20 protein-coding genes are annotated in these 22,326 nt (G+C 47.2%); 8 read left to right on the plus strand and 12 right to left on the minus strand.

The window, feature by feature from the left end; all coding sequences use genetic code 11:
• Positions 1 to 62: 62 nt before the first annotated feature.
• The 7 genes from DXD25_RS02495 to pheS form a co-directional block, all read right to left on the minus strand.
• Positions 63 to 845: a HesA/MoeB/ThiF family protein gene (locus DXD25_RS02495; RefSeq protein WP_117661668.1), complete on the minus strand. Its 783-nt coding sequence runs from the start codon at positions 843 to 845 to the stop codon at positions 63 to 65.
• Between the two features lie 172 nt (positions 846 to 1,017).
• Positions 1,018 to 1,440 (minus strand): biotin/lipoyl-containing protein, encoded by a 423-nt coding sequence (locus tag DXD25_RS02500; RefSeq protein ID WP_022252631.1) that lies wholly within the window; start codon positions 1,438 to 1,440, stop codon positions 1,018 to 1,020.
• A gap of 10 nt (positions 1,441 to 1,450) precedes the next feature.
• Positions 1,451 to 1,600 carry a hypothetical protein gene (locus DXD25_RS16900; RefSeq protein WP_176425588.1) on the minus strand — a complete coding sequence of 50 codons (150 nt, stop codon included), beginning with the start codon at positions 1,598 to 1,600 and terminating at the stop codon, positions 1,451 to 1,453.
• A gap of 24 nt (positions 1,601 to 1,624) precedes the next feature.
• Complete coding sequence (locus tag DXD25_RS02505) at positions 1,625 to 3,190, minus strand: acyl-CoA carboxylase subunit beta (RefSeq protein WP_117661639.1); 1,566 nt, start codon at positions 3,188 to 3,190, stop codon at positions 1,625 to 1,627.
• 166 nt (positions 3,191 to 3,356) lie between these two features.
• Complete coding sequence (locus DXD25_RS02510; RefSeq protein ID WP_117661640.1) at positions 3,357 to 5,774, minus strand: carboxypeptidase-like regulatory domain-containing protein; 2,418 nt, start codon at positions 5,772 to 5,774, stop codon at positions 3,357 to 3,359.
• 141 nt (positions 5,775 to 5,915) lie between these two features.
• Complete coding sequence (locus DXD25_RS02515; RefSeq protein ID WP_089544575.1) at positions 5,916 to 6,467, minus strand: DUF3332 domain-containing protein; 552 nt, start codon at positions 6,465 to 6,467, stop codon at positions 5,916 to 5,918.
• Between the two features lie 19 nt (positions 6,468 to 6,486).
• Positions 6,487 to 7,527 carry a phenylalanine--tRNA ligase subunit alpha gene (gene pheS / locus DXD25_RS02520; RefSeq protein WP_089544574.1) on the minus strand — a complete coding sequence of 347 codons (1,041 nt, stop codon included), beginning with the start codon at positions 7,525 to 7,527 and terminating at the stop codon, positions 6,487 to 6,489.
• Between the two features lie 181 nt (positions 7,528 to 7,708).
• On the opposite strand from pheS, the gene DXD25_RS02525 reads away from it, so the two are divergent.
• The 3 genes from DXD25_RS02525 to DXD25_RS02535 are packed head-to-tail and all read left to right on the plus strand — an operon-like array spanning position 7,709 to position 10,495.
• Positions 7,709 to 8,566, plus strand: coding sequence for a DUF4348 domain-containing protein (locus DXD25_RS02525; RefSeq protein ID WP_117661641.1), 858 nt, complete (start codon positions 7,709 to 7,711; stop codon positions 8,564 to 8,566).
• 34 nt (positions 8,567 to 8,600) lie between these two features.
• Positions 8,601 to 9,656, plus strand: a complete 1,056-nt coding sequence (gene murB / locus DXD25_RS02530; RefSeq protein ID WP_117661642.1) for a UDP-N-acetylmuramate dehydrogenase — start codon at positions 8,601 to 8,603, stop codon at positions 9,654 to 9,656.
• A gap of 59 nt (positions 9,657 to 9,715) precedes the next feature.
• A complete protein-coding gene (locus DXD25_RS02535; protein WP_117661643.1) occupies positions 9,716 to 10,495 on the plus strand; it encodes an MBL fold metallo-hydrolase in 780 nt (259 codons plus the stop codon).
• 300 nt (positions 10,496 to 10,795) lie between these two features.
• Here the strand turns inward: DXD25_RS02535 and DXD25_RS02540 are convergent, their stop codons facing one another.
• From DXD25_RS02540 to DXD25_RS02550, 3 genes are all read right to left on the minus strand, one after another.
• Complete coding sequence (locus tag DXD25_RS02540) at positions 10,796 to 11,095, minus strand: hypothetical protein (RefSeq protein ID WP_367379341.1); 300 nt, start codon at positions 11,093 to 11,095, stop codon at positions 10,796 to 10,798.
• 8 nt (positions 11,096 to 11,103) lie between these two features.
• The gene (locus tag DXD25_RS02545) at positions 11,104 to 11,454 is read right to left on the minus strand and encodes a phage holin family protein (protein WP_117661644.1); all 351 of its coding nucleotides are present in this window, start codon (positions 11,452 to 11,454) and stop codon (positions 11,104 to 11,106) included.
• Between the two features lie 63 nt (positions 11,455 to 11,517).
• A complete protein-coding gene (locus DXD25_RS02550) occupies positions 11,518 to 11,730 on the minus strand; it encodes a YtxH domain-containing protein (RefSeq protein WP_089544569.1) in 213 nt (70 codons plus the stop codon).
• Between the two features lie 380 nt (positions 11,731 to 12,110).
• On the opposite strand from DXD25_RS02550, the gene DXD25_RS02555 reads away from it, so the two are divergent.
• Genes DXD25_RS02555 through DXD25_RS02570 form a run of 4 tightly spaced genes read left to right on the plus strand, consistent with a single transcriptional unit; the run spans position 12,111 to position 15,563 of the window.
• On the plus strand, positions 12,111 to 12,593 hold the full coding sequence (locus DXD25_RS02555; protein WP_117661645.1) for an SPOR domain-containing protein: 483 nt from the start codon (positions 12,111 to 12,113) through the stop codon (positions 12,591 to 12,593).
• A 41-nt stretch (positions 12,594 to 12,634) separates the two neighbouring features.
• Positions 12,635 to 13,048: a Holliday junction resolvase RuvX gene (ruvX, locus tag DXD25_RS02560; RefSeq protein ID WP_117661646.1), complete on the plus strand. Its 414-nt coding sequence runs from the start codon at positions 12,635 to 12,637 to the stop codon at positions 13,046 to 13,048.
• Positions 13,045 to 13,605, plus strand: coding sequence for a peptide deformylase (gene def, locus DXD25_RS02565; RefSeq protein WP_089544566.1), 561 nt, complete (start codon positions 13,045 to 13,047; stop codon positions 13,603 to 13,605). Before ruvX ends, def begins: the two co-directional genes overlap by 4 nt.
• Complete coding sequence (locus tag DXD25_RS02570; protein WP_117661647.1) at positions 13,602 to 15,563, plus strand: tetratricopeptide repeat protein; 1,962 nt, start codon at positions 13,602 to 13,604, stop codon at positions 15,561 to 15,563. The genes def and DXD25_RS02570 overlap by 4 nt, the downstream gene beginning before the upstream one ends.
• Before the next feature lie 123 nt (positions 15,564 to 15,686).
• On the opposite strand, the gene DXD25_RS02575 is transcribed toward DXD25_RS02570, so the two are convergent.
• Complete coding sequence (locus tag DXD25_RS02575) at positions 15,687 to 17,906, minus strand: bifunctional (p)ppGpp synthetase/guanosine-3',5'-bis(diphosphate) 3'-pyrophosphohydrolase (protein WP_117661648.1); 2,220 nt, start codon at positions 17,904 to 17,906, stop codon at positions 15,687 to 15,689.
• A gap of 790 nt (positions 17,907 to 18,696) precedes the next feature.
• Between DXD25_RS02575 and DXD25_RS02585 the strand changes: the two genes are divergently transcribed.
• Positions 18,697 to 20,274, plus strand: a complete 1,578-nt coding sequence (locus tag DXD25_RS02585; protein WP_089544563.1) for a DUF4301 family protein — start codon at positions 18,697 to 18,699, stop codon at positions 20,272 to 20,274.
• 834 nt (positions 20,275 to 21,108) lie between these two features.
• On the opposite strand, the gene DXD25_RS02590 is transcribed toward DXD25_RS02585, so the two are convergent.
• Complete coding sequence (locus tag DXD25_RS02590) at positions 21,109 to 22,140, minus strand: asparaginase (RefSeq protein WP_117661650.1); 1,032 nt, start codon at positions 22,138 to 22,140, stop codon at positions 21,109 to 21,111.
• Positions 22,141 to 22,326: the final 186 nt, after the last annotated feature.

A 22,326-nucleotide genomic window follows, 5' to 3' on the forward strand; every position in this document is an offset into this window, starting at 1 on the left:
AAACCAATAGTTTAAGGTCACAAATTGTGACCTTAAACGCTATTTCTATGTGTTCTAATATATCAAATTGATGCAAAATGCATAAGGGGGGAAGTAGGGTGGTCGCCGCAGATTTCGCAGGATGCACGCTTCTTTAGCTTGATGGTGCGGAAGTTCATCGTCTTGGCATCGAAGGTGAGCAATCGGTCGGTGAGCAGTTCGCCCACACCGAGGAAGTACTTCAAAGCCTCGGCAGCCTGGATGGTTCCGAGCATACCAGCGATGGCACCCAGGACTCCTGCCTGGCTACTGGTAGGAACAGTGCCTGCTGGAGGTGGCTCCTTGAAGAAACAACGGTAACAAGCCGTGCCTGGAAGATGGGTGAAGGTCTGCCCCTGGAATCTCAGGATGCCGCCATGCGAGAATGCCTTGCCCAGTCGCACACAGGCGTCATTGATGAGGAACTTCGCCGGGAAGTTGTCGGTGCAATCAATGACGAAATCCCATGGCTTGATGATTTCTTCGGCATTGTCTGAGGCGAGGAAGGTATGGTAGGTTGTTACCTCCACATCAGGATTGATGGCAATCATCTTCTCCTTGGCGCTTTCCACCTTAGGGGTGTTCAAGTCCTTGGTCTGGTGAATGACCTGTCGTTGCAGGTTGCTGAGGTCAACCACATCGGCATCCACGATACCGATATGTCCCACGCCAGCCGCAGCGAGGTAGAGGGCAACTGGGGAACCCAAGCCTCCGGCACCAATGATGAGCACCTTGGCATTGAGGAGCTTTTCCTGTCCCTCGAGGCCTACATCCTGAAGGAGGATGTGGCGGCTGTATCTTTTTATCTGTTCTTCTGTTAAATCTATCATTTTATTGTACTTTATGTCTTTTTTCTTTGGAAAAAAATACTTTGTATAGCAGTTTATGCTCATACAGCAGTATAGAAAAAGGTCGCAAACTATCGTAGCTTGCGACCTTTGATATTCTTTATAAATTCCCGAATCATAAATTCCCGAATCAGGAAGTATAATTCTCAAATTACTCGATAACCACGAGAGCATCCTCTTCGAGTACAGCCTGACCAGGCTTTACGCAGATAGCTGTAACCTTGCCATCCTTCTCAGCCTCGATGTTGTTCTGCATCTTCATAGCCTCGAGAACGACAACAGTATCGCCAGCCTTTACTTCCTGACCAACAGCCACCTCGATGCTGGTAATAGTACCAGGGAGAGGAGCCTTTACAGCGTTGGCTGTATTTACGTTGGCAGCTGGAGTAGCCTCAGCATCATCAGATGCAGCAGGCTGACCGAGCACTACCTTCTTCTTCTCTGGTTCAGCTTCCTGTTCCATCTCAACCTTGTAAGCTTCGCCATTTACGTTCACGCTTGCGATGTTACCCTCAACAGCGTCAATCTGAACCTTGTATTCTTTTCCGTCAATTGTATATTTAAACTCTTTCATTTCTTTATCTTTATGGTTTGGCTGTTAAACTCAAGAACTTGGCGTTCCACATCGTCTGACGTGGCTTGATCGTAATGATGCCAGGCTCCTTGTCGTGTACGTTATTGCCCTGGTACTCATAGAGTGCCATGGCAATCGCAGCATAAATATTCTTATCCATTTATTCTAATGTTTAATTATATCATTACATTGGCATGCAGCCATGCTTCTTAGCTGGCAAGCTCTGGCGCTTGGTTGCGAGCTGAGCCAAACCACGGCAGATGCGGAAACGGGTATTGCGTGGCTCGATGACATCATCGATGTAGCCATACTGAGCAGCCTGATATGGATTAGCGAACTTGTCGGTGTATTCCTGCTCCTTCTCAGCCAGGAATGCCTTTACATCCTCGCCAGCTTCCTTCTTAGCCTTAGCTTCCTTACCACAGAGAACGGCAACGGCACCGCTGGCACCCATTACGGCAATCTCTGAAGATGGCCAAGCGAAGTTCAAGTCTGCACGCAACTGCTTGCAACCCATCACGATATGGCTACCACCATAGCTCTTACGCAATGTGATAGTGATCTTTGGCACGGTAGCCTCGCCGTAAGCGTAGAGCAACTGTGCACCGTGGAGGATGACAGCGTTGTACTCCTGACCTGTACCTGGCAAGAATCCTGGTACGTCAACGAGAGATACGATAGGAATGTTGAATGCATCGCAGAAACGAACGAAGCGGGCTGCCTTGCGGCTAGCGTTAACATCGAGTACACCAGCGTAAGCTGAAGGCTGGTTGGCTACGATACCAACGCTCTGACCATTGAAGCGGGCGAAACCTGTGATGATGTTCTTGGCGAACTTAGGCTGAACCTCGAAGAACTCTCCGTTATCAGTTACAGCGCCAATCACCTTATACATATCGTATGCCTGGTTAGGATCCTCAGGGATAATCTCGTTCAGAGTATCGTCCATACGGTCGATAGGGTCTGTGCACTCTATGCGTGGAGCCTCTTCTGTATTGTTGCTTGGGATGTAAGAGAGCAGGCTCTTGATCATCTCGATAGCCTCTTCCTCTGTTTTGGCAGCGAAGTGGGTAACACCACTCTTGGTTGCGTGAACAGATGCACCACCGAGGTGCTCAGCATCGATGTCCTCACCAGTAACGGTCTTTACCACCTTAGGACCTGTCAGGAACATATAAGAAGTCTGCTCCTTCATGATGATGAAGTCGGTCAAGGCTGGAGAGTAAACGGCACCACCTGCGCAAGGGCCCATAATAGCAGAGATCTGTGGGATGACACCAGAAGCGAGGATGTTGCGCTCGAAAATCTCACCATAACCAGCGAGGGCGCAGATACCTTCCTGGATACGGGCACCACCTGAGTCGTTCATACAGATAACAGGTGCACCCATAGTCATTGCCATATCCATTACCTTGCAGATCTTCTGTGCCATAGTCTCAGAGAGTGAACCACCATTTACGGTGAAGTCCTGAGCATATACGTAAACCAGGCGGCCGGCTATTGTAGCACTACCCGCTACCACACCATCACCGAGGTACTGCTTCTTCTCCATACCGAAGTTGGTGCAACGGTGCAGCTTAAACATGTCGTACTCCTCGAAACTGCCAGCATCTACCAACATTTCGATACGCTCACGAGCTGTATATTTGCCACGTGCATGCTGCTTCTCGATGGCCTTCTCACCACCGCCAAGACGAGCCTGTTCGCGCTTAGCGATCAGCTCCTTAATCTTTTCTACTTGTTTGCTCATAATTAATTATTATGTATAATTTCTTTTTTCGTTTATAGTGATTTGAGATGATGGATATGAACCATCATCGCATAAATCGGGCACAAAGATACGAAAAAAACCGCAGATAGCGAACTATCTACGGTTAAATATTTAGAATAATGTGAAAAATCACCATTTTTGAGTGCTAAAACTCCATGAGAATGCGGGCATTGAGCTGTCTTCCGGTGAGATAATTAGGCACGGCATACTGCTGATTTGTGACATCCGTTACCCAATAGTAGCTGTTTACATTGTCAATGCCGAAGAGATTGAGGCAATCTATGCCCACTGTAACATTCTTGAGGAATGTTCTGTGCTCATGATGGCGGTTGTCCAGTAACTGATAGCTCATTCCGATATCTGCTCGGCGATAGGCGGTGGCACGGAAACTGTTGGTTTCCAATTCTCTATGAGGTGCAGCGAATGGAAGTCCATCGGCAAAGGCAAGCTTGAGAGATAGGAGCCACTTCCTGCTGCCTGGGAAGTAATCGGTGAAGAAGAGGTTCACTGCATACCGCTGGTCGGTAGGAAGCGGGATGCTCTTGCCGTTGAGTTTCATCCTGGTATCCATCAGCGACAGGCTGAGCCAGGAATCCGTGCCGGGCACAAACTCGCCATAGAGCTTGAAGTCGAGACCTGCTGCATGACCGCTGCATTCGTTCTGTCCGTAATAAACTACCTTTACATTGCTGACAGAGTAGGGCACCAGATTGCTCAATGCCTTATAGTAGGCTTCTGCCGAGAACTTGTATCTCTGTTCATTCACCTTGAACCGGTAGTCGTAACCGGCAATGACGTGGATGCTTCGCTGACTCTTGATCTTCCGGTTGAGCGAGGCGATGGTTACTCCATTGATGCTTGAGGTATCTCTCAGCTCCTTGAAGAAAGGTGCCTGATAATAAAGTCCTGCAGCGAAACGGAGCGTCGTGTTCTCATGGTTTGCCGGAATGATAGCGAGGGAGACGCGTGGGCTCAGGATGGTTTCCCGGTTGAAGTTCCAATGACTCAGACGAAGACCATAGTTCAATGTATAGCGTGTTTGCCTGATATCGCCAGACTGGGTAGAATCTCCTCCGCTAGTGAAGCGGTAAGTGTCTTGAACATAGGCTTCTATACGGTTGGCATTCAACTCGTTTCTAGCCTTCATGGAATAGTACATATAGAGGTCTTTTCCGGTGTGAGGAATGCTGTATCCGGCAGAATCTCTCATCTCGTATTCTACGGAATTTTCTTTGATGTGCTCCCGTTTCAGCGTGACTGCAGTCTCCAAATCATGCTTCTTCACCTTATGTTTCAGCATCAGCTTGGCACTCATCACACGAGCCGTGAGATAGTTGCGAGCATGCTCGAAGTAAGTTCCTACACCTAGGTTTTCGGAGGTCTCGGTCTGGTCGAGCCAATACTGTCCCTGGATATCGTATTTTTCCTGTTCCCTGGTGTAGAAGGCACTGCCCAGGAGCGAGATGCTGGTGTTGGAGGTGATGTTGCGGGTGATGCCCAGTGTGCCGAAATAGGTGAGGAAGCGATCCTTCTCCTGACCATCGAAATATACTCTAAAGTTCTTGACGTTTTCCATTGTTCCGAAGGCGGTTTCACGGTCGGATGGTTCGAAATTGTAATGGTTATCAGAGATGTTTCCGATGAAATCAATCTTCCAGCGCTTGTTGGGCTGATAGCTCAGATAGGTTTGGTAGTCGAGATAGTTCGGCTTGTATTCTCCCTTGGTTTCCATCGAACCGAGCAGATAGGCTGTAGTCTTGTATCTCACACTGTTGAGCCAGGACAGCTTCCGGGTTCCCAATCCTATGTAGGCATCTGCTCCGAGCAGGCTGGCAGCAACGCTTCCTTCTACAATCGGGCTCTTTCCTTTCGACCTTAAGGTCTTGTAGGTGATGTCGAGTGCAGAACTCATCTTGTCTCCGTATTTGGCTGCATATCCACCCGTAGAGAATCCGATTTTATCTACCATATAGGGATTGATGATGGAGAGACCTTCCTGTTGACCGCTCCGGACGAGATAAGGACGATAAACCTCCACATTATTTATATATACGGAGTTCTCGTCGAAAGCACCGCCACGCACATTGTATTGCGATGAAAGTTCGTTGTGGGTGCTTACGCCGGCTTGCTGCTGGATGATGCCTTCTACGGCATTGCTGTTAGCTGAAGGGGCCAGTCTGGCATCCTTGAGCTTGATTTCCTGCGTCTGGTCGGTCTGGATCTTTTCTCCCGTTACATTCACTTCTCCCAGCATGGCAGCATCGGTATGGAGGACGACTTGCAGGTTTTGCTTGCCTCGAGGTTTTCTCAGCACTCTCATCTTGCTCTTGTATCCTATCATGGAGAACTTGACCATCACGCTGTCGGCAGAATGAAGGCGCATGCTGAACTCTCCCTTCAGTGAGGTAAAGGCTACCTTTCCCTGGCTTGCCACGGATACGGTGGCAAGCTCTATAGGATGGCTGTCTTCATCAGTCACCCTGCCGTGGAGTGTAAATTCCTGTGCCATCATCTTCAGGGTGGCAATCAGGCATATCGTGAGTATGAATAATCTCTGTTTCATACATTATCTAACGCAGAAACACCTTATTTATTATAATAATGAAGTAGAATAATGGAATGGATAAAAATAAAAAAGGTGAGTCATCAAAAAATGACTCACCTTTTTCATATAGAGTAGGGTAGTATTTTACTTGTCGCCAGCTTACTTGTTGCAAGCAAAATACAAACCGTCGTTAACAGCCATACGGAGCTGGTAAAGACCAATCTCGTTCTGCTCTACGTTCATCTTCTGTCCGTTAGGCAGGCAAGCCTGGATGCTGCCATCCTCGTTGAAGCTGAAGAGCTCGCGGATGTCTCCATCCTTGCTGTAAGACCAGCTCTTGTTCTTCTTGTCGAACACGAAGTAAGACTTCTCGCCAGCAGGGTCGGTAATCTCGTAGCCATTCTTCAGAGTCTTGATGGCATACAATCTGCCATCCTTGCCAGTAACTTTCTGAGTCTTGCCAACGTTGGCAATCACTTTGTCGCCAGTCCAGAACTCGATAGTGTTGAGTACAAGCAAGTCAGCTGCTGAGCAGACTGCATAAGCAGGGCTGATGACAATGAAAATCAACTCGTTGATGAACTTGTTGTCAGTTGCACGCTTGTTCCAGTTGAGCACATTGTTAGTCAAGCTGAAAGAGCCGATGCAAGAACTTAAGCACATTGAACCCAATGCGAGCGCAATGATGGTGTTAACTGTAATTTTTTTCATATTGATTCTTGTTAATGAATTACTTTGCTGATTCGAATTCACGCAGGAAGCGGGTATCGTTCTCAGAGAAGAGACGAAGGTCGCTCACACGATACTTCAGGTTGGTGATACGCTCAACGCCCATACCGAATGCATAACCGGTATATACGTTGCTGTCGATACCACAAGCCTCGAGGTCGTGAGGGTCAACCATACCGCAACCCAGGATTTCAACCCATCCTGTATGCTTGCAGAAGTTACATCCCTTGCCACCGCAGATGTTGCAGGAGATATCCATCTCTGCGCTAGGTTCTGTGAATGGGAAGTAGCTAGGGCGCAGACGGATCTTGGTATCTGCACCGAACATCTCGCGAGCGAAGGTGAGGAGCACCTGCTTGAGGTCGGTGAAGCTTACGTTCTTATCTACATAGAGACCTTCTACCTGGTGGAAGAAGCAGTGAGCACGTGCGCTGATAGCCTCGTTGCGATATACTCGTCCTGGGCACAATACGCGGATAGGTGGCTCGTGGGTCTCCATATAGTGAGCCTCGTCGTTAGAGGTATGGCTACGGAGAAGTACATTCTTGGTAACATCATCGGAGTCGGTCTTCTCGATGAAGAATGTATCCTGCATGTCGCGGGCTGGATGATCGGCAGCGAAGTTCAGCATGGTGAATACGTGCTTGTCGTCATCTACCTCTGGACCCTGATAGAGAGTGAATCCCATGCGGCCGAAGATGTCGATGATCTGATTCTTCACCACGGTCAATGGATGGCGGGTTCCGAGCGCTACAGGATAAGCTGTACGGGTCAGGTCGATGTCATCGCTTGAAGACTCTGCCTCCTCCATCTGTTCTTTCAGACCATTGATTTTCTCAAGGGCTGCGTTCTTTAATTCGTTGATCTTGATACCAACCTCTTTTTTCTGGTCGCCTGGCACATTGCGGAAGTCGGCCATAAGGGCATTGATTTCACCCTTCTTGCTGAGATACTTGATGCGAAGCTGCTCTACCTCCTCTGCGTTCTGGGCAGTGAGAGCGTTGACTTCTTTCAAGAGTTCTTCGATTTTCTCTAATAACATATCTTATTATTTGTCTGTTTACAAAATTGAAGTTTAAGCGATTTGTCCGCCATAAATGGCTCGCAAAAGTCACTATTTCATCTATTTTGAGTGCAAAGATAACATTTTTTGCTTAAAATATGAAATATCTCAAAAGAAAGTTGTACTTTTGCATAGAAAATTTGAGAAATTTTATAAGTTTATGAAGAAACTCTCTTTGATAACAGTTATGTTGGCGGTGCTTACCATCGTTTGCTTCACCTCTGTAGGATGCACAGACAAGAAGCCGGCACCTGCCGTTGATTCGACTGCGGCTGATACTGCCGTAGCCGACACACAAGCTATGGACTCAACTGAGAAATTGATAGAGGAGACTCCGATGCCGAAGGCTGCAGACGAGTTGTTTGATGATTTCCTGTTCAATTTTGCAGCCAGTCGCAAACTTCAGATGGAACGCATCCATTTCCCTCTGGCAGTATATCGTAATGATAAATTAAAGAAGCACATCGCGAAGCGACATTGGAAGATGGAACATTTCTTCATGCGTCAGGATTACTACACACTTATTTTCGATAACCATAAGCAGATGAACCTGATGAAGGATACCACCATCGATCATGTGGTGATAGAGAAAGTATTCTATAGTAGAAAAGTAGTTCAGCAGTTCCTCTTCAACCGCATCAACGGTCAGTGGATGATGACCAGCATCAATTACAAGCCGATGTATCAGAATATGAATTCCAGCTTCCTGAAATTCTATGGATCCTTTGCCACGGATACGGCTTTCCAGTCTCGCCATCTGCATAATCCGGTGAAGTTTACAGGTCCAGATCCTGATGATGATTTCAGTACGATGACGGGCGAGATTGAGCCTGAGACCTGGCCTGCTTTTGCTCCGCAGTTGCCTCATGGTATGATATATAATATCATTTATGGACAGAAATATACGGAGAGCAGCCAGAAAATCTTTGTGATTCGCGGTATTGCCAATGGAATGGAAACCCGTCTTACCTTCAAGAGAATCGGGGGTAGGTGGCAGCTGATGAAGCTGGAGATGTAGTTTTTTTAGTTCACTGTTAATAATTTGACCAGATATGAAGGATATCCGAGACTATAGCCTATTGGCTCACAATACGTTTGGAATTGATGCCAAGTGCAAGCGATTCCTGGAATACTCATCGGTAGAAGAGGCACAGCAGATTGTGGCTGGGCTTACGGCTGCCGATCAGCCGCTGCTCATCCTGGGCGGGGGCAGTAATCTCCTGCTTACAGGTGATTATCAGGGCACGGTGCTCCATTCTGCCATCAAGGGCATTGAGGTGCTTGAGAATGGCGATTTGGCTGCTGCTGAGCATGATGATGCCCTGCTGAATCCTGATTGGGTGTTCCTGAACTGTGGTAGCGGCGAGGTTTTTGATGATGTGGTGGCCTATGCGGTTGAGCATGACTTCTATGGCGCTGAGAATCTGAGCATTATTCCGGGCGAAGTTGGAGCGAGTGCTATCCAGAATATCGGTGCCTACGGAGTAGAGGCAAAGGATATTATATATAAGGTGGAGGCTGTAGAGATTGCTACCGGCAAGTTGGTAGTTTTCGATAACCGGGATTGCCAGTACAGCTATCGCCAGAGTAAGTTCAAGCATGAGTGGAGAGACAAGTATCTCGTTACCCATGTCATCTATCGCCTGAAGAAGACTTATGCCCCAGACCTGGACTATGGTAACATCCGTGCATCTCTGGCGACTAAGAATATCGAACATCCTACAGCGCAGCAGCTTCGTGATGTCATCATCGAAATCCGCAATGCCAAGTTGCCTGATCCTAAGGTGCAGGGCAATGCGGGCAGCTTCTTCATGAATCCTATCGTAGAGAAGGCGAAGTATGATGCTTTAGCAGCCCAGTATCCGGGTATGCCTCATTATACCATCGACGAGGAGCATGAGAAGATTCCTGCAGGATGGATGATCGATCAGTGCGGATGGAAGGGCAAGAGCCTGGGCCGTGCCGGTGTGCATGACAAGCAGGCGTTGGTGCTTGTGAATCGTGGCGGTGCTACGGGTGAGGAGATTGTCAATCTCTGTGAGACCATCAGGAAAGATGTGAAGCAGAAGTTTGGCATTGATATCCATCCGGAAGTGAATGTAAAGTGAAAAGTGTAGAACGAAGAGTGAAGAATTCGTTTATTTTTCAGAGAAAGATTTGAATATCAATGAAGATAACATTATTGGGAACAGGAACATCTAGCGGTGTTCCTGTTTTAGGTTGTGATTGTGAGGTGTGCCGCAGCAAGGATCCACGGGATAACCGTTTGCGCTGTGCGGCGATGATAGAGACTGAGCGTACCCGTATTCTGATAGATGCAGGACCGGATATCCGTCAGCAGCTCCTGCGGGTTCCTTTCCGCAAGCTGGATGGTGTGCTGATTACGCATATCCATTACGACCATGTGGGAGGTATCGACGATCTGCGTGGTTTCTGTGTGTATGGTGATATCAATATCTATGGCGATGAAATCACCACAGAGACATTGCCGCATACGATGCCTTACTGCTTCCCTAAGGACGCGGAGAAGCTCTATCCTGGTGCTCCCAAGTTGAAGCTGCATACCATCGTACCCCATCATTCCTATCAGATTGGAGATGTCGGTTTTATGCCTATCCGGGTGATGCACGATCAACTGCCTATTCTGGGATATCGTTTCGGAAAGTTTGCCTACATCACGGATATGAAGTCGATGAGTGATGAAGAGTATGCTTACCTGGATGGCGTAGAGACCTTGGTGATCAATGCACTTCGCTTCGATAAACCTCATCATAGTCATCAATTGGTGGCTGATGCCATCCGTGTGTCGCGCAGGATAGGAGCGAAGCAGACCTACCTTACTCACGTTACTCATCAGATAGGATTGCATGATGCCGCCAATGCCCAGCTTCCTGCTGGTTTTTGCTTTGCCTACGATGGTCTGGAGCTGGAAATTGACGAAGAATAAGTCTTAATGAAATTGAAAGAAATAAAAAAGCACAACATATAAGATTAAAGAATCTTAAGAAAAAGCATTTTTTTTAGAAAAAGCTTGTGGAATTCGCAGATTCTTTCTACATTTGCATGTGTGTTTTTCATAGTATTAGATTTAAGGTTAACAAGGTATTGGGTCACGGCGGTGACCCTTTTTTGTTTTTATACCCTGGTAAAGAGCCTAGTAAAGACACAAAAAATGCGGTCTTTTGCAAGGCCGCATTTCTTATGATGGTTTTCATTCATATCTTTCTCATGAGATAGAAGGATTCTCTTATTTCTTTTTCTTGAATTTCCGGTAGAGCTTCCACGCCAGCAGAGCTCCATCGAAAGCTCCCATACCAATAGACATCATACTTTGCAGTCTCTTGCCTCTGCTTGCGTCTTTCTTGAAGGCGTCAGGCTTGGTGAAGAGAGAGTTCCACAGGGTCTTGATCTTCTTGTCGTCTGCCTCTATGCTTTTGCGAAGTGCTTCCTTGCGCAGTCTGATGTCGTTGAGGCTGTTATACTGTGGGCAACTGTTGTCGTCGTCCAGGTACCTGTTGTCATTGTTTGGCTCATTTGTCATCATCATGCTCTTTTTTATTTTTGCATAAGCAGGCTGGCTAAGAATTTCACGAGTGGTTTTTCAATCCATTGATGTCTGAAAAGGATGAAGAGAACCAGTATCAATAAGTATGCTCCCGCCACGATGCAGAATGCAGGTGCCAAGCCTACGTAATCAGCCATGGCGAATGCGGCAGCAAACGAAAGATATATCAGAGCCAAGGTGAGGAGAGTCAGCAGCAGCGATCCCATGATCAGTGCAGCGAGCAGTCTTACCACCTTGTCAGCTACATCGAGTTTCATATACTCAGATCTGAGCCCGATGTAATGCTTGAGCACCTCTACGAGTTGCCCGATGGTTTCTACATTCTTATCGCTCGAAAACATTCTTATCGCTTATTCAAGTAATAATATGTTGTACTTGTCGAAATCTCAGGGTAGTTGGGGGGCTTAAACCTCAGGAGCAACATCCTTGATATCGTCAACCAAGTCGTCAACGTCCTTGCGTGTCAACTTGATGTCGTGCTTCTTGCAGAAATCTTCTACAGCTCCAGCAATCTTGCTGCGAGTATCCTCACCCTTCTCAGGAGCAAAAATCATACCGAGTGCTGTACCAGCGATAGCGCCACCGAGGAATGCGCCAATGTAACCTAATGCCTTCATAATCTAAAAGTTTTAAATGTTATACAATATATTGATGTTAATTGTGTGATGGCGATGGCATATTGGAGTTTTGCTTCCAGATGCACTTATTTCGCTTATCAATTGCAAATATACGAATTATTCTTCAAAAAACAAGCTTTTAAGTCTTAATATTTCGTTAAAAATGTTGTTTTACGTAATGTTTAACAATCTTTATGCTGAAAACGTTTCTTTCTTTGGGATATATTTTGTATTTTCGCAGAATAAAAGCGTAAGGCTATGTATTGCCCCTATATATAATAAGGTGTAGGCTGAACTCAAGTTGAGACGGCACATATATATAATAAGGTGAAGCAATATAAAATATTTAAGTAAACACAAATACAATTTTAGAAAAGATTATGAAGAAATTATCAGTTTTGAGCTTAGGATTGTGTGCTGTTCTGGCACTCGCAAGTTGTGGTACATCTAAGGAAAGTGCCTACAAGAAGGCATACGAGAAGGCACAGCAGCAGGAGGCTCAGCAGGAACCAGCTGTTCAGGAACCAGTAGTTACTCCATTGGAAACAACAACTCCTACAGAGAGCACAACTACAGAAGTTGATAATGCTACTGTTCGCCAGGAGAATGTAGATCTCATCTCTGGTTCTGGCCTGCAGAACTTTAGCGTAGTAGTAGGTTCTTTCTCTCTGAAGGCTAATGCTGAGGGATTGGCTAGCACTCTGAAGAGCGCTGGTTATGATTCTCAGATCGTTTACAACAGTGCACGTAACATGTATCGTGTCGTTGCTTCTACATTCGTAGATAAGGCTGGTGCAGTAAAGAGCCGCAACGAGCTCCGCGCTGGCAAGTATCCAGATGCTTGGTTGCTTTTGAAGAAGTAATTTTCACGTTTCACATAGAAGATTAGAAATTTCGTAACTGAATGCGAATTTTATCTATAGACTACGGTAAGAAACGTACCGGACTGGCAGTTACCGACCCATTGCAGATCATTGCTAATGGGTTGGCAACTGTTGCTACGCCCGAACTTTTCGAATTCTGCGAAGCCTATATCCAGAAGGAGCAGGTGGAGCGCATCGTCATCGGTAAGCCTACCCAGCCCAATGGGCAGCCTAGCGAGAACCTGGCGCGTGTGGAGAATTTCTTCAACCGCTGGCGCAAGGCTCATCCCGAGGTGCCTATCGAGTACTACGATGAGCGCTTTACGTCGGTTTTGGCGCATCGTGCCATGATAGACGGCGGCGTGAAGAAGAAGACGAGAAGAGAAAACAAGGGATTGGTAGATGAGATAAGCGCTACCATCATATTACAAGACTTTATGCAATCAAGAAGATGATTTTACCAATTTATATTTATGGTCAGCCTGTATTGAGAAAAGTGGCTGAAGATATCACCCCTGATTATCCTGAGTTGAAGGAATTAATCAATAATATGTACGAGACTCTCGATTCGAGCAATGGCATCGGTCTGGCTGCGCCTCAGATTGGCTTGGCTATCCGCCTGGTAGTCATTGATCTCGATGTGCTCAGCGATGATCTCCCTGAGTATAAGGGATTCCGTCATGCCTTCATCAATCCTCATATCCTGGAGTATGATGAGGAGGCTGAGAAGGATTCTTCTGATGAGGGATGTCTCTCTATTCCTGGCATCAATGAGAAGGTGGTTCGTCCTACCCGCATCCATGTGAAGTATATGGATGAGCAGTTTCAGGAGCATGATGAGTGGGTGAGCGGCTACTTGGCTCGCGTGATGCAGCATGAGTTCGATCACCTGGAGGGCACGATGTTCGTTGATCGCGTATCTCCTCTCCGTAAGAACATGATAGCTGGCAAGCTCAAGAACATAATCAAGGGTAAGTTCCGCTGCAGCTATCGTACCAAGATTCGTCGATGAAAAAGTTTATTTTCACTTTTGTGCTGGTGCTGGCTACTTTGTCAGCATCGGCGCAATATAGAGTTGACCGCCTCGTTACGGCGGGAAGAAGTGCGCTCTTCTACGAGGACTTCGTTCTTTCTATCAAGTATTTTAATCTAGCCATCGGTGCCAAGCCTTATCTCTATGAGCCTTGGTATTACCGCAGTGTGGCCAAGTTTAATCTCGATGACTATATGGGTGCCGAGAGTGATGCCTCCGAGGCGATTAACCTCAATCCGTATATCAACGATATCTACGACTTGCGTGCCATCTGCCGCATCCGTCAGCAGCGTTATGATGATGCCATTGCCGACTATAATTCTGCCATCCGACTGGAACCTCGCAACCGCAACTACTGGTTCAACCGTGCGCTCTGCCAGATGGAGGCGAAGAACTACGACAAGGCACAGCTGGAACTTGATACGGTCATCACCAAGTGGAAGGATTATTCGAATGCCTACTCCCTGAAGGCTGAGGTGTATCTGCATCAGAAGGATACGGTGCAGGCTGAGAAATGGCTCGACCAGAGCCTGAAGCTGAATCCATACGATGGTGATGCCTGGATTACACGTGCCTACATGGCGCTTGCCCGGAAGGAATGGAAGGTGGCTGATGAGGCGCTCACCAAGTCGCTTCACTTCAAGCCGAACAATGTAAACAGTTACATCAACCGGGCATTGGCTCGTATCAACATCAACAATTTACGAGGTGCGATGAGCGACTATGATGCCGCTATCGACCTGGATCCGCACAACTTCCTCGCTCACTACAACCGTGGATTGATGCGTGTGCAGTTGGGTGATGACAACCGTGCCATCACCGATTTCGACTTCGTCATCAAGATGGAGCCGAAGAATTTCATGGCGATATTCAACCGTGCGCTTTTGCATGACAAGACGGGAAACCTGAAGGCGGCTATCCGCGATTATACTACGGTAATCAATCAGTTTCCTAATTTCTGGACGGGTCTTTCCGCCCGTGCTCATTGCTATCGCCGACTGGGTATGACGGCGAAGGCTGAGCTGGATGAGTTCCGTATCTTCAAGGCACAGATGAACAAGCATCTCGGTATCCAGCCTCGCTGGAGTGCGAAGACCAAGAAGGAGATGCGCAAGCGTTCGGAGATAGACCCAAACAAGTTCGCTTCCATTGTGGTGGATGATGAGCCGAAGTATGAGCATAACTACAAGAGCGAGTATCGTGGAAGAATCCAGAACCGCCAGGTAGAGACTGCCTATCTGCCGATGTTCCAGCTTTCTTACTTCCCTAACACTCAGAATGTGAGTGGGGTACAGGCTTTCGACAAGGATGTGGAGGCGCTGAACCAGAAGATGAAGGACAAGGTTTATATCGTATGCTCCAAGGAGCAGTTGGATGAGAACAGTTCTATGAAGATCTTCTCTCTCATCGATAAGCTTTCGGCAGAACTGAGTGTGGCGAAGGATATAGAGCAGAAGAAGGCGATATTGATGCGTCGTGCCATCGCTCATAGTGTATTGCGCGATTTCGAGGCTGCCATCAGTGATTTCACCTATTATCTCTCGCTGGATGATAAGAATGCGCTGGCTTACTGGCAGCGTGCCGTCTGCCAGGCTGAGATGGATGAGTTCAACAAGGCTCAGGGCAAGGGAGTGGTGAATATCCATTCTGCCGAGGCTGATTTCAGCGATGCCATCCGCATGAACAGCAGCAATGCCTACATCTATTATAACAGGGGTAATCTGCATGCCGTAAGAAACGAGCTTTCCAAGGCGATAGATGATTATACCATTGCGCTGAAGATAGACAACCGTCTGGCTGAGGCGTATTATAATAGAGGTATCGCACGTGCCAAGAGTGGCAACCAGCAGGCTGGTATCCAGGATCTCTCGAAGGCTGGAGAGCTGGGCTTGTATGATGCCTACTCGGTAATCAAGCGATTGAATAAGACGAAATAAGTGCTTGAACAAGATGAAATAATAATAAAAAAATCCCGCAGAGCAAAATTCTGCGGGATTTTTTTGTAACATTGATTTTTATGCTTTCCAATACGGTTGGTTTTATATTTTCTTTAAACCAATTTATATTCTCGTAACCTGCTTTACGCCCTTTACGGCACTCAGTTTCTTGATGAGTGCATCCGTCTTGCCGGCATCATCGATCATCACGGTTACATTGCCCGAGAACAGGCCGTCCTTGGATGAGATGTTGATGCCTCTCATCACGAGCTTATCCTCTTTCGAGATGATGTTGGTGATGTTGCTCACGATGCCGATATCATCGTTTCCGATGATTCTCAGGGTGATGGCATACTTCGATGTACCCTTTCCGCTCCATTTCGCCTTCACGATGCGGTAACCGAAGCGGCGGCGCAGCTCCTTGGCATTTGGACAGTCGATGCGGTGAATCTTGATGCCCTTGCTGATGGTTACGAATCCGAAGATAGGGTCGCCGTAGATAGGGTGGCAGCAGTGGGAGAGCTCGAAGTCGATGCCCTTCAGGTGCTCATCTATTACCAGTACGTCGTCGCTCTGCTTCAGCAGTTCCTCGGTAGGGTTCTCGAACTCGAAGTTCTCGGCACTCTCGGCAGGCTTGTTGGTGTTGCTGAGGTTGAGGTCGTGGTCACGCTCTTCGATGTATTTCTCCACCACGGTGTTTACGTCGAGTTTCTCTTCCGCCACATCCTTGTAGAAATCAGAGTTCTCCTTGTATCCCATCTTCTTGATGATGCGCGCCATGGTGCTTTCATCAATCTCAATCTTGCGGTTCTTGAATCGGCGCTCCAGCAGTTCCTTGGCATAGAGTCCGTCCTTCTTCTGCGTTTCCTTCAGGGCGAGTCGGATCTTGGCCTTTGCCTTGGAAGTCTGCACGATGTTGAGCCATTCTCTTCTAGGCTTCTGGTTGCTCTGGGTGAGGATTTCCACCTGGTCGCCCGAGTGCAGTTCCTGTCGGAAGGTTACCGCCTTGCCGTTGATCTTTCCGCCCACGCAGGTGTTGCCGATGCGAGAGTGGATGTAGTAGGCGAAGTCGAGCACCGTGGCACCTTTCGGGAAGTTCAGCAGGTCGCCCTTAGGGGTGAACACATAAACCTCGTCTTCCTTCAGGTCGGTTGTAAACTGGTCCATCAGCTGCAGGTCGTCGTTGTTTTCCAGAGCGGCACGGATGTTGGCAAGCCATTCGTCTATGCCTCCTTCTCCCTGCTTGATGCCCTTGTAGCGCCAGTGAGCAGCCAGACCGTGCTCGGCGATATCGTCCATTCTCTCGGTTCTGATCTGGACTTCTACCCATTTCTTCTCCGGTCCCAGTACGGTGGTGTGCAGACTCTCATATCCGTTGCTCTTAGGCACGCTGAGCCAGTCGCGCATACGCTTTGGGTTCGGCTGATACATATCTGTAATCAGGGCGAAGGTCTGCCAGCACAGCATGTATTCCTTCTCTCTTGGTGCGTCGATGATGATTCGGATGGCGAAAAGGTCATATACACCTTCGAAGGCGCACTTCTGCTTCTTCATCTTCTGCCAGATGGAGTGGATGCTCTTGGTGCGTCCCTTCATGTGATATTTCAGTCCGGCAGCATCGAGTTTCTCCTTGATAGGCTGGATGAATCGGGCGATATAGGCATCGCGCGAAGCCTTGGTGGCGTTCAGCTTCTCCTTGATCATATAGTAGGCATCGTGCTCCAGATACTTCAGGCTCAGGTCTTCCAGTTCGCTTTTCAGCTTGTAGAGACCCAGCTTGTGGGCGAGTGGGGCATAGAGATAGCTGGCTTCCTCGCTCACCTCGTGCTTTGCCTCCTTCTGTTCGGTATCACGTATCTGTCGCATCACGTTCACTCGGTCGGCTATCATGATGAGAATCACGCGCATGTCTTCTGAGAAGGAGATGAGCAGGTTGCGGAAGTTCTCGCTCTCGATGATCGGGTTGCGCTTGTAGAGATCGTGAATGCGGAGAAGTCCGCTGATGATATGCGCCACGCTGTCGCCGTATTTCTGCTGTATGTCTTCGATGGTCTGATAGCCGTCGATGACGCTGGTCTGCATCAGGATGGCGATGATGCCGTCTCTTTTCAGACCGATTTCGTTCACTGCGATTTCTGCTGTCTGCAGGGCTGCGAGTATAGGGTTCATGCCGAAGACGTTGCGCTTGATCTGGTGGTTGATGAAGGCATGTTGTATGTCTTCACGCAGATGCTGCTCATCGCCTGGCTTGAATGTGTCGCCCACGGCGGTTCTCAGGCGCTCCAGAATTTGGAGTGTCTGTTCCTTTTCTTCGGATGTGAATTTAAAAGGTGTTTCGTTCATTGTCGTTCCCTCCCGTTGATTATATATTATTGAGTTGTTATAACTCGTCTATCCATTTCTGGCCAGACTTGGTGTTGAGCCAGATGGCGAAGCTAGCACCTATAACTGTCATGATAAACATGAATAATGTTATTAGTTCCATAACTTATATTATAAATTATCAATCCACTTCTGGCCAGACTTTGTGTTGAGCCAAATGGCGAAGCTGCTGCTGATAATTAGCCCCAGCGAAAAAATAAACATTAATCCATCCATCATTTCGATAGTTTTGGATTATAAATTGTCTATCCACTTTCTGCCAGATTTGGTGTAGCTCCAAATGGCTAAGCTCATACCAATAACAGCTCCTATACACATTACTAAAGCAAATCCTTCCATAATATAATGTTTTTAATCGTTATACTTCATTACATTGTTCGCAAATAATGCAAAGCTTATAGCGCTCAATGAGCCTGCAATGATGCAGACGTAATTAAATACTCCCATCTCGTCTCCGGTAATCATAGGAGATAATCCGCCTATACCGGTTCCGCTGATGAACAAGTTAGATACCCCATAGAGGTAATGTGATAGCCCCGACCTTCGGTCGTGCTCCTTTGATAATTTACTAACCATGTCGCAATATTCCATTTTAAATTTGACAAACAATGGCGTTTCAGCGTTAAAAAACGCGTACTTCGTTAAATTTTCAATGCAAAGGTACAAAAAAAAGCGGAAATATTTCTGATTATCAGAAAAAACTATTATCTTTGTAGCACATATAGTGTAAATTTAACATAAATATGGTATTATGAATCAGCAAGATCTAAACCAAATCGCTGCTCGCGGCATTTCCGAGCAGCAGATTGAACACCAGTTGGAACAAATCAAGAATGGCTTCCCATTCCTCAAGCTCGAGGGTGCGGCTGCCATCGGTAAGGGTATCATGGCTCCTACAGCTCAGGAAGTAGAGGACTACGAGAAAGCGTGGAATGACTACAAGGCTGAGGGTCACAAGATTGTGAAGTTCGTACCTGCTTCTGGTGCGGCTAGCCGTATGTTCAAGAATATGTTTGCGTTCCTGGATGCTCCATACGATGTTCCTACTACTGACTTTGAAAAACAATTCTTCGAGAATATCAAGAAGTTTGCTTTCCGCAAGGCACTCTGCGATAAGTGTCATGTAAACAACGAGAAGGGCATCATGTGCCTCATCAAGAAGGGCGATTACAAGGCTGTCGTGGCTAATCTCCTCAAGCCAGAGGGATTGAACTATGGTCAGTTGCCTAAGGGATTGCTCCAGTTCCACGAGTATGAGGATGAGGTTCGCACTCCGATGGAGGAGCACCTGGTAGAGGCTGCGCTCTATGCAAGCAGCAACGGCGAGGCAAACGTTCATTTCACCGTTTCTCACGACCACCTGGAACTCTTCAAGCAAATGGTAGCTGAGAAGGCAGATAAGTATGCACAGCGCTACGGCATCAAGTACAACATCTCTTTCTCAGAGCAGAAGCCTAGCACAGATACCATCGCTGCCAATCCGGATAATACTCCATTCCGCAACGAGGATGGATCATTGCTGTTCCGTCCAGGCGGTCATGGCGCTCTCATCGAAAACCTCAATGAGATTGATGCTGATGTAGTATTCATCAAGAATATCGACAACGTGGTTCCTGATCGTCTGAAGGCTGAGACTGTTACCTGGAAGCAGGTGATTGCAGGTGTATTGGTTACTTTGCAGAAGCAGGCATTCGATTACTTGAAGGTATTGGATTCCGGACAGTACAACCACGAGAAGCTGGAGGAGATTATCCGCTTCGTTCAGCGCGACCTCTGCTGCCGCAAGGCTGATATCAAGGAGCTGGAGGATGCCGAACTGGTTATCTATCTGCGCAAGAAGTTGAACCGTCCTATGCGTGTCTGCGGTGTCGTTAAGAACGTAGGCGAGCCTGGTGGTGGTCCATTCCTTACCTATAACCAGGATGGCACTGTAAGTCTTCAGATTCTGGAGAGCTCACAGATTGACAAGAACAACGAGGAGTATATGAAGATGTTTACCGAGGGTACTCACTTCAACCCAGTAGATCTCGTCTGCGCTACCAAGGATTACCAGGGCAATGCCTTCGATCTTCCTAAGTTCGTAGATCCATCTACCGGTTTCATCTCAAGCAAGAGCAAGAACGGTAAGGATCTCAAGGCCTTGGAGTTGCCAGGTCTCTGGAATGGTGCAATGAGCGACTGGAACACCGTATTCGTAGAGGTTCCTCTCGGCACCTTCAACCCAGTGAAGACCGTGAACGATCTGCTCCGCGACCAGCATCAGGCTGTAGAGGGCGGCATCAAGCACGAGCATCATCACGGAGAGGGTGGCTGCTGCGGCAAGCACTAATCCCACGGATATAGATACGATAAAGGCTCAATCTCCGATTCTTCAGTCGAGGATTGAGCCTATATTGTTTTGTTAAGAGTTGAGGTTTAGAAATCGTAGAAACTTATCTAGCTGCGAGATAACAAACCTGCGAGGGATAGATCTTGGCGCTTCCTTGATTTCACTCTTAACGGATTCTTGATGTACATGCTTGCCAAAATAGCTGTACCAGATGATTGATTGAACCAAAATTCTTGTTTCTTTTCTATTATTGGATTCTAGCTTTTCCGGGAGATTTCCTGGAGTTTGGCTTTCCGATAATACTTTTTTGCTTGAATTCTAGTTGTACCAGATTTCTCCGCCCAATAAAGTTGGATACTCTTCTGATGTTGTTCTTTCTACAGGAGCTGTAATCTCTACATACTCACCGTACTTTTTTGCTTTACTCTGCATAATTTAAAAGGTTTTTTGTTGATTTATTAAACTTATTATTTGATTGATCGAATGAGATAGATTATCGTGGGCATTGCTGCCCATTCATAGTCATTTCATCTTTCCTTATCTTTATGTTTATAGCCGTATTTTATTTCTGTTTCTTACGACTGGGGAAGTGCAATCGATTGCAACAAATTTTGCTTTCTTGCTCCCAATAGCAACTTTTCACACTACAAAGATAAGAAAAATATCGGTACGGAGATATTTTTTGCCCCAAAAACTTCTCTAAATTAAACTTTTTTAATTAAAACTGAATATTTACTGCAAAAATATGCGTTTTTCTCGTAACTGATTGAAAAAGAGCACCTATCTTCCGTAGAGGTAAGTGCTCCTAAGTAAAAGAATAAAATTTTACATATCTTATACCGTAAACTCGCCTGCAAGCGATTGCTTCAACATCTCCCTTACCTTGCGGTTGTCATCAAATCTGCCTTGCAGATACATCATCTTCGTTACCATCGCCTCTACCGTAGAGTCGTGGCCGCTGATTACGTGAGCAGTCTTCAACTGGAATCCGGCGCCGTATCTCTCCATCTCTACGCTACCTGTCAGGCACTGGCTGATGTTCACGATGTTCACGCCTCGGTGGGCAGCTTCGTCCAGCAGTCGTATGATCCATGGAGAATGAGGGGCGTTTCCCGAACCGAAGGTACGCATCACGATGCCTCGCAGATCCGGCGATTCCAGCACGTGGCGCACGATGTTGTCCTGGATGCCCGGGAAGAGACTGAACACGATCACGTTCGGGTCGAGTCTCAGATGGGGTATCATCGGCTTGTCGTAATCCGGAGTGAGGATGTGGTGCTTGTGATACTGGAAATTGATGCCCACATCGCAGAGGTGCGGATGGTTGAACGATTCGAAGGCGTGGAATCCCTCGGCATTGATCTTGATGGCGCGGTTGCCTCTGATCAGCTTGCCGTTGAAGAAGATGCATACCTCCGGCACCATCGGTCTGCCGTTCTCGTCCTTTGCCGATGCTATCTCGATGGCAGTCATCAGATTCTCCTTGCCGTCGGTACGCAGTTCGCCGATAGGCAGCTGGCTACCGGTCAGGATCACCGGTTTGGTCAGGTTCTCAAGCATGAAGCTCAGAGCCGATGAGGTGTATGCCATCGTATCCGTGCCGTGCAGGATCACGAATCCGTCGTAGTCATTATAGTTGTTGGCTATCATGCTCACGATTTCTGCCCATCTCATCGGATCCATGTCGCTTGAGTCGATAGGTGGATCGAATTTTCGCACGTCGATTTCTGCCTGGATGAGTTTGAACTCGGGCATGGATGAGACGAGATGGTTGAAGTCGAGCGGTTCCAGCACGCCTGTCACCGGGTCTTTTCCCATGCCGATGGTACCTCCCGTGTAAATGATGAGAATCTTTGGTGTTGCCATTTTTTTTGTTTCTTTACATTTTGTCACTTTATTGGCTGCAAAGATACAGAAAATATTTGTTTTTCCAAAACTTATCGGCTAAAAAAGCACCTTCTTTTTGCAAAGTGTTATGGATTATCGCTCGGAAAGCCGATGAAGACTTCAATATGTCACCGTTTTCGCCCCGAAAATCCCCTTATATAAAAT

The sequence above is a fragment of the Prevotella sp. TF12-30 genome (assembly GCF_003436715.1).
Lineage (GTDB): Bacteria > Bacteroidota > Bacteroidia > Bacteroidales > Bacteroidaceae > Prevotella > Prevotella copri_A.

What these genes read in the sequence shown, in the direction of transcription:
- DXD25_RS02500 (WP_022252631.1), bottom strand. Translation starts at nt 1,440, where the DNA reads ATGAAAGAGTTTAAATATACAATTGACGGAAAAGAATACAAGGTTCAG.
- DXD25_RS16900 (WP_176425588.1), bottom strand. Translation starts at nt 1,600, where the DNA reads ATGGATAAGAATATTTATGCTGCGATTGCCATGGCACTCTATGAGTAC.
- DXD25_RS02505 (WP_117661639.1), bottom strand. Translation starts at nt 3,190, where the DNA reads ATGAGCAAACAAGTAGAAAAGATTAAGGAGCTGATCGCTAAGCGCGAA.
- DXD25_RS02510 (WP_117661640.1), bottom strand. Translation starts at nt 5,774, where the DNA reads ATGAAACAGAGATTATTCATACTCACGATATGCCTGATTGCCACCCTG.
- DXD25_RS02515 (WP_089544575.1), bottom strand. Translation starts at nt 6,467, where the DNA reads ATGAAAAAAATTACAGTTAACACCATCATTGCGCTCGCATTGGGTTCA.
- pheS (WP_089544574.1), bottom strand. Translation starts at nt 7,527, where the DNA reads ATGTTATTAGAGAAAATCGAAGAACTCTTGAAAGAAGTCAACGCTCTC.
- DXD25_RS02525 (WP_117661641.1), top strand. Translation starts at nt 7,709, where the DNA reads ATGAAGAAACTCTCTTTGATAACAGTTATGTTGGCGGTGCTTACCATC.
- murB (WP_117661642.1), top strand. Translation starts at nt 8,601, where the DNA reads ATGAAGGATATCCGAGACTATAGCCTATTGGCTCACAATACGTTTGGA.
- DXD25_RS02535 (WP_117661643.1), top strand. Translation starts at nt 9,716, where the DNA reads ATGAAGATAACATTATTGGGAACAGGAACATCTAGCGGTGTTCCTGTT.
- DXD25_RS02540 (WP_367379341.1), bottom strand. Translation starts at nt 11,095, where the DNA reads ATGATGATGACAAATGAGCCAAACAATGACAACAGGTACCTGGACGAC.
- DXD25_RS02545 (WP_117661644.1), bottom strand. Translation starts at nt 11,454, where the DNA reads ATGTTTTCGAGCGATAAGAATGTAGAAACCATCGGGCAACTCGTAGAG.
- DXD25_RS02550 (WP_089544569.1), bottom strand. Translation starts at nt 11,730, where the DNA reads ATGAAGGCATTAGGTTACATTGGCGCATTCCTCGGTGGCGCTATCGCT.
- DXD25_RS02555 (WP_117661645.1), top strand. Translation starts at nt 12,111, where the DNA reads ATGAAGAAATTATCAGTTTTGAGCTTAGGATTGTGTGCTGTTCTGGCA.
- ruvX (WP_117661646.1), top strand. Translation starts at nt 12,635, where the DNA reads ATGCGAATTTTATCTATAGACTACGGTAAGAAACGTACCGGACTGGCA.
- def (WP_089544566.1), top strand. Translation starts at nt 13,045, where the DNA reads ATGATTTTACCAATTTATATTTATGGTCAGCCTGTATTGAGAAAAGTG.
- DXD25_RS02570 (WP_117661647.1), top strand. Translation starts at nt 13,602, where the DNA reads ATGAAAAAGTTTATTTTCACTTTTGTGCTGGTGCTGGCTACTTTGTCA.
- DXD25_RS02575 (WP_117661648.1), bottom strand. Translation starts at nt 17,906, where the DNA reads ATGAACGAAACACCTTTTAAATTCACATCCGAAGAAAAGGAACAGACA.
- DXD25_RS02585 (WP_089544563.1), top strand. Translation starts at nt 18,697, where the DNA reads ATGAATCAGCAAGATCTAAACCAAATCGCTGCTCGCGGCATTTCCGAG.
- DXD25_RS02590 (WP_117661650.1), bottom strand. Translation starts at nt 22,140, where the DNA reads ATGGCAACACCAAAGATTCTCATCATTTACACGGGAGGTACCATCGGC.